Here is a 5,767-nt window from a genome sequence, read left to right as displayed (position 1 = left end):
TCGCCACCGCCGACAACCCGGCCTTCGAGGTGGATGCCGCCGAAGTCACCGCTGCCCAGGCCAGCTTCACCATCCTCACCCTCGAACGCCTGCGCGCCGAACTCGGGCCCGAGCGGCCGCTGGTGCTGCTGCTGGGGGTGGATGCCTTCCTCGGCCTGCCCACCTGGCGGCGCTGGACGGAGCTGCTCGACTTCGCCCACCTGGCCGTGGCCAACCGCCCCGGCTACAGCCTCGACGCGGCCCAGATGCCCGCCGCGCTGGCCGACCTCGTCGCCCGATGCAAGGCCAGCCCGGCAGCCCTCGGCGCAGCCCCGGCCGGCGCCATCGTGCCCTTCGAAATGACTCCCCTGGCAATCTCGGCCACCGACATCCGCGCCCGCGCGGCTGCCGGGCTGAGCCTGCGTTATTTGCTCCCCCCGCCGGTTGTTGACTATATTTCCCGGCATCAACTCTATCTCTGACTCAATGGACATCACCCAACTCGAACAGCTCGTCGTTTCCGCCCTTGAAGACATCAAGGCCAAGGACATCCAGGTCATCGACACCACGCGCATCAGCGCCCTCTTCGAGCGCGTCGTGATCGCCAGCGGCGACTCCAACCGCCAGACCCGCGCCCTCGCCCGCAGCGTGGCCGACAAGGCCCGCGAAGCCGGCATCCAGATCATCGGCATCGAAGGCGAAGGCAGCGGCGAATGGGTGCTGGTGGACCTCGGCGCCATCGTCGTGCACATCATGCAGCCGGCCGTACGCAGCTACTACAACCTCGAAGAACTGTGGGCCGCCACGCCCGCTCGCCCGCGCCGCGCCGCCTGAGCGCCCCATGAAGCTGCTGCTGGTTGCGGTCGGCACGCGTATGCCCGCGTGGGTCGACACCGCCTTCGACGACTTCGCCAAGCGCATGCCCCGCGAGCTGCCGATCCAGCTCGTCGAGGTGAAGGCCGAGCCGCGCACCACCGGCAAGACGGTCGAAGCCATGATGGCCGCCGAAGCCACCCGCATCGAAGCCGCCCTGCCACCCCGCTGCCGCCGGCTGATCCTCGACGAACGAGGCGAGGACCTCACCTCCAAGGCCCTCGCCAGGCGCCTTGAGCGCTGGCAGGACGGGGGCGACGACGTGGCCCTCATCATCGGCGGGCCGGACGGCCTCGACCCCACCCTCAAGGCCACCGCCCACGAGACGATGCGCCTGTCCAGCCTCACCCTGCCCCACGCCCTCGTCCGGGTGATGCTCGCCGAAGCCCTCTACCGGGCCTGGAGCGTGCTCAAGAACCACCCCTACCACCGGGAGTGACGGGCGGCACGTGAAGGCCGACACCGGGCGCCCGCCCGGCGGCGTTTCGCTTTATCCTTCCGGCTGGTCCGGAACCGGTTTTGCATAAGGCGCAAGGCAGTCCGGCCGGGTATCCTGCCGTTCATCCTTCACGCATTGCCGCCCCATGATCTACCTCGCCTCCAACAGCCCCCGCCGGCGCGAACTGCTGCAGCAGATCCACGTTCACTTCGAGCCCCTGCTGTTCCGCGGCCCCGGCCGCAACGATCACGACATCGCCGAGGACGTGCTCCCCGGCGAGGATGCCGTCACCTACGTCCAGCGCGTCGCCAACGCCAAGGCCACCGGCGGCATCCAGCGCATGCGCTGGCGCGAACTGCCCAGCCGCCTGCTGCTGGCCGCCGACACCACCCTCGAACTCGACGGCGAAATCATCGGCAAGCCCGACGACGGCGAGCACGCCGTGGCGATCCTCCAGCGCCTGTCGGGCCGCGTCCACCGGGTGCTCACCGCGGTGGTGGTGAGCGACGGCCTGCGCTTCGAGACCCGCCTGTCCACCAGCGACGTGCGCTTCCGCCCCCTGTCTGAAGACGAGATCCGCTACTACGTGGCCACCGGCGAAGCCGACGACAAGGCCGGCGCCTACGGCATCCAGGGCCGCGCCGCGCTGTTCATCGAGGAGATCCGCGGCAGCTACACCGGCATCATGGGTCTGCCGCTCTTCGAGACCGGCGCCCTGCTGCAGGAATTCGGCTATTCTCTGTGACCGCCCGCCGGCCCCCAGCCGGCACGCCTGACGAGGAGACAAACCCAAAACCGGGGCGCCATGACGCCCCATCGGACAGCCGCCCGCGCCCGCCGCAGGACGAGTGGCGATCGGTGAAGGCCCGGCCCAGCCCGGCCCTCACCCATCACCATTTGCACCCGCCATCATGTCCGACGAATACCTCATCAATTTCACCCCCCAGGAAACCCGCGTCGCCCTCATGCAGCAGGGCGTCGTCCAGGAAGTCCACGTCGAGCGCACCGCCAGCCGCGGCATCGTCGGCAACATCTATCTCGGCAAGGTCGTGCGCGTGCTGCCCGGCATGCAGTCGGCCTTCATGGACGTGGGCCTGGAGCGCACCGCCTTCCTCCACGTGGCTGACATCTGGACCGACCGCCACACCGGCGACGCCCTGCGACCCATCGAGCGCATCCTCGCCGAAGGCCAGAACCTCATGGTGCAGGTGCTGAAAGACCCGATCGGCACCAAGGGCGCGCGGCTGTCCACCCAGATCTCCATCGCCGGCCGGATGCTGGTCTACCTGCCCCAGGACAAGCACATCGGCATCTCCCAGCGGATCGGCGACGAAGCCGGCCGGGAAGCCCTGCGCGAGCGGGTCAGCCGCCTGCTGCCGCCCGACGAGAAGGGCGGCTACATCGTGCGCACGATGGCCGAATACGCCACCGACGAGGAACTCGCCGCCGACATCGCCTACCTGCGCAAGCTGTGGGCCGAGATCCGCAACCGCACCGTCGGCGCCTTCCCGCCCACCGTGCTGTACCAGGATCTCAACCTCGCCCAGCGGGTGATGCGCGATTTCGTCACCGACGCCACCTCGCGCATCGTGGCCGACTCCCGCGAGAACTTCCAGAAGCTGATGGCCTTCGCCAGCGAGTACATGCCCCAGGTGGCGCCGCTCCTCGACCACTACACCGGCGAGCGGCCGCTGTTCGACCTGCACGGCGTCGAGGCCGAGATCGAGAAGGCCCTGGCCCGGCGGGTCGATCTCAAATCCGGCGGCTACCTCATCATCGACCAGACCGAGGCGATGACCACCGTCGATGTGAACACCGGCGGCTTCGTCGGCGCCCGCAACTTCGACGACACCATCTTCAAGACCAACCTCGAGGCCGCCCAGTCCATCGCCCGCCAGCTGCGCCTGCGCAACCTGGGCGGCATCATCATCGTCGACTTCATCGACATGGAAAGCGCCGAACACCGGGCCGCCGTGCTCGACGAGTTCCGCAAGGCGCTATCCCGCGACCACACCAAGATGACGGTCAATGGCTTCACGTCGCTGGGCCTCGTCGAGATGACCCGCAAGCGCACCCGCGAATCCCTCGCCCACCTGCTGTGCGAGCCCTGCCCCACCTGCAACGGCCGGGGCGAGGTGAAGACCGCCCGCACCGTGGCCTACGAGATCCTCCGCGAACTGCTGCGCGAAGCCCGCCAGTTCAACGCCAAGGAATTCCGGGTGCTCGCCTCGCCCATCGTGATCGACCTCTTCCTCGAAGAAGAATCCCAGTCGCTGGCGATGCTCTCCGACTTCATCGACAAGACAATTTCACTCCACCCCGAGGCCAGCTACGGCCAGGAGCAGTTCGACATCGTGCTCCTTTGAAGCAAACCCGACAATGCCGATGAAATAGCCGCACCAATACAGTGCAATCCCAGTATTGGTGCGGTTTTCGGCGGTTTTGCGCCCCCTGTTGGGGCATCCAAAAAATCAATCGCCAAACGATTGACGCTGCAATCCACGCACCCGCAGAATCGCGCGCCCCGACTCCCGCAGGTGACACGAGATGCAGACGCGCAACACCCTCCAGACCCCGACCAGCCTCACCCCCGGCGCCCTGCGCCTCGGCCCCGACCACGGCTACGCTTTCGACGGCGACCAGGTGCAGCTCAACGCCGAACTCCTCGGCGACGCCGCCGGCAACTGGGCACTCCAGCTGTGGGCCTGCGATGCGCCCTTCGATGGCCAACCCGTGCGCGGCACCAAGGTGGCCGAAGTGGCGGTCGGTGGTGATGAAGCCCGGGTCAGCGCCAGCGTCCCCGCCTTTCCGCCCGCCGGTCACGCCCAGCACGCCATGGTGCTGGTGCTCGCCGACGGCAGCGACGGCAGCATCCGTGACTTCGCCAACTTCCCGCTCCCCGAGCAGTTCGCCCAGCCCCGCATCCAGGGCACGGCCGGCTTCACCCTCGGCGACAGCCAGGTGCACATCACCGTCGATGGCATCGACAACCCCCGCGCCGCCGACAACCTGAGCGGCAGCCTCGTCGCCGAGCTGTGGGCCCTGCCCGCCCCCTTCGGCGAGCGTGGCAACACCGACGGCGTGCAGCTCGCCGGCGTGTTCCTCGGCAGCCTGGCCGGCCAGCACGGCTGGCAGCACCTCGCCTTCGAACTGCCGCTGGCCGCTCGCCCGACCGGCACCTGGCACGTCGCCCTGCTGCTGCGCGAATGGACCGCCGCCGGCTACGTGACCCGCGACTTCACCGACTTCCCGCTGCCCGTCAGCTGGGCCGCCGAAGCCGCCCCGGTTGCCGAAGTCGAGCCTGCAGCCCCCGTCACGCCGGCCAAGAAGCCCGCCGCGAAGAAGGCCGCCCCGAAAGCCGCCGCCAAGGCCGAAGCCGGCAAGGTGTCGATCAACACCGCCAGCGAAGCCGAGCTCGCCGCCGTCAAGGGCCTGCCCAAGGCCGTCGCCGCGGCCATCGTCGCCGCCCGCCCCTTCAAGCAGGTGGACGACCTGCTGGCCGTCAAGGGCGTTGGCGCCAAGCTCCTCGACAAGCTCAAGGGCAGCCTCGCCCTGTAAGCCGCAGCCGCCTCACCCCGCCGTCGGGTTCGCGCCCGGCGGCGCCCACAGCATCGCCCCCGTCGTCTCCACCAGACACAGCCACACCCGCACGTCGAACTCCAGCTGGTGATAGGCCGGCTCGATCCGGCAGCACAGCTGGTAGAAGGCCTTGTCGTGCTCCGGCTCCTTCAGGTGAGCCAGCTCGTGGGCGACGATCATCCGCAGGAATTCCTCCGGCGCCTCGCGGAACAGGTTGGCGATGCGGATCTCCCGCTTGATCCGCAGCTTGCCGCCCTGCACCCGCGCCACCCGCGTGTGGGTGCCCAGCGCATTCTGGATGTTCTGCAGCTTCCCGTCCCAGGCCACCTTGGATAGCGGCGGCGCATTGCGCAGATGCCGCGCCTTCAGCTCGCCCACGAAGTCGTACAGCGCACCGTCGTTGCGCACCCCGTGGGGCCGGGGGTACTTGTCCCGCAGGATGTCGCCCAGCTCGCCCCGGGCCAGCACCTCGCCCACCTGGGTGATGAGGTGCGCCGGATAACCGGCCAGATATTTCAGGTGAGAAGCGGGCATCATGTCGATGGTCTGCACGGTCGTGCGACGGCGGGAGAAGGAGCGCGATTTTACCGCCTGCGGCGCCCGCGTTTGATCTGGCGCAATGCCCCATCGGAGGCTTACGTGTAAATTACTGACTATCAAGTCATTAATTTTTCCGACGGAGGATGACATGCTCGAAACCGTCGCCGAAAACCCCAGCACAGCCGGCCATCCTGCCCCGGCGCGGGTGCTTGTCGCCCTCGCCGCGCTGCTGCTTCCCCTCTTCGCCGCCCCGCTCCCCGCAGCCGAAACCCTCGCCGACGCCTGGCGCGACGCCCTTTCGGTGGACGCCCGCCTGCGCGCCGCCGACGCCGATGCCGACGCTGCCCGCGCCACCCG

At 68.7% G+C, this 5,767-nt stretch carries 8 protein-coding genes; 7 read left to right on the top strand and 1 reads right to left on the bottom strand.

The genetic code is table 11. The annotated features are described in order from the left end of the window. From QQK25_RS21915 to QQK25_RS21890, 6 genes are all read left to right on the top strand, one after another. Nucleotides 1–461 (top strand): nicotinate-nicotinamide nucleotide adenylyltransferase (locus QQK25_RS21915; RefSeq protein WP_284189869.1); only part of this gene is annotated, 461 nt, incomplete at its 5' end. 4 nt (nt 462–465) lie between these two features. Beyond that, nucleotides 466–813 carry a ribosome silencing factor gene (rsfS, locus tag QQK25_RS21910; protein ID WP_153163361.1) on the top strand — a complete coding sequence of 116 codons (348 nt, stop codon included), beginning with the start codon at nt 466–468 and terminating at the stop codon, nt 811–813. Nucleotides 814–820: 7 nt separating this feature from the next. Then, complete coding sequence (gene rlmH / locus QQK25_RS21905) at nt 821–1,291, top strand: 23S rRNA (pseudouridine(1915)-N(3))-methyltransferase RlmH (RefSeq protein ID WP_284189868.1); 471 nt, start codon at nt 821–823, stop codon at nt 1,289–1,291. Nucleotides 1,292–1,436: 145 nt separating this feature from the next. Further along, the gene (locus tag QQK25_RS21900; RefSeq protein WP_284189867.1) at nt 1,437–2,036 is read left to right on the top strand and encodes a Maf family protein; all 600 of its coding nucleotides are present in this window, start codon (nt 1,437–1,439) and stop codon (nt 2,034–2,036) included. Nucleotides 2,037–2,202: 166 nt separating this feature from the next. Then, complete coding sequence (rng, locus tag QQK25_RS21895; RefSeq protein WP_284189866.1) at nt 2,203–3,657, top strand: ribonuclease G; 1,455 nt, start codon at nt 2,203–2,205, stop codon at nt 3,655–3,657. 181 nt (nt 3,658–3,838) lie between these two features. After that, nucleotides 3,839–4,849 (top strand): ComEA family DNA-binding protein, encoded by a 1,011-nt coding sequence (locus tag QQK25_RS21890; RefSeq protein WP_284189865.1) that lies wholly within the window; start codon nt 3,839–3,841, stop codon nt 4,847–4,849. A gap of 12 nt (nt 4,850–4,861) precedes the next feature. Here the strand turns inward: QQK25_RS21890 and QQK25_RS21885 are convergent, their stop codons facing one another. Continuing rightward, the gene (locus QQK25_RS21885) at nt 4,862–5,407 is read right to left on the bottom strand and encodes a M48 family metallopeptidase (RefSeq protein ID WP_284189864.1); all 546 of its coding nucleotides are present in this window, start codon (nt 5,405–5,407) and stop codon (nt 4,862–4,864) included. 151 nt (nt 5,408–5,558) lie between these two features. Between QQK25_RS21885 and QQK25_RS21880 the strand changes: the two genes are divergently transcribed. Continuing rightward, on the top strand, nt 5,559–5,767 hold a 209-nt coding region (locus QQK25_RS21880; protein ID WP_284189863.1), incomplete at its 3' end, for a hypothetical protein.

This window comes from Zoogloea oryzae (assembly GCF_030161255.1).
Lineage (GTDB): Bacteria > Pseudomonadota > Gammaproteobacteria > Burkholderiales > Rhodocyclaceae > Zoogloea > Zoogloea oryzae.
This window is presented reverse-complemented; position numbering and strand designations above follow the sequence as displayed.

Excerpts from the sequence above, each read along its gene's own strand:
- rsfS (WP_153163361.1), top strand. The coding sequence starts at position 466 with ATGGACATCACCCAACTCGAACAGCTCGTCGTTTCCGCCCTTGAAGAC.
- rlmH (WP_284189868.1), top strand. The coding sequence starts at position 821 with ATGAAGCTGCTGCTGGTTGCGGTCGGCACGCGTATGCCCGCGTGGGTC.
- QQK25_RS21900 (WP_284189867.1), top strand. The coding sequence starts at position 1,437 with ATGATCTACCTCGCCTCCAACAGCCCCCGCCGGCGCGAACTGCTGCAG.
- rng (WP_284189866.1), top strand. The coding sequence starts at position 2,203 with ATGTCCGACGAATACCTCATCAATTTCACCCCCCAGGAAACCCGCGTC.
- QQK25_RS21890 (WP_284189865.1), top strand. The coding sequence starts at position 3,839 with ATGCAGACGCGCAACACCCTCCAGACCCCGACCAGCCTCACCCCCGGC.
- QQK25_RS21885 (WP_284189864.1), bottom strand. The coding sequence starts at position 5,407 with ATGATGCCCGCTTCTCACCTGAAATATCTGGCCGGTTATCCGGCGCAC.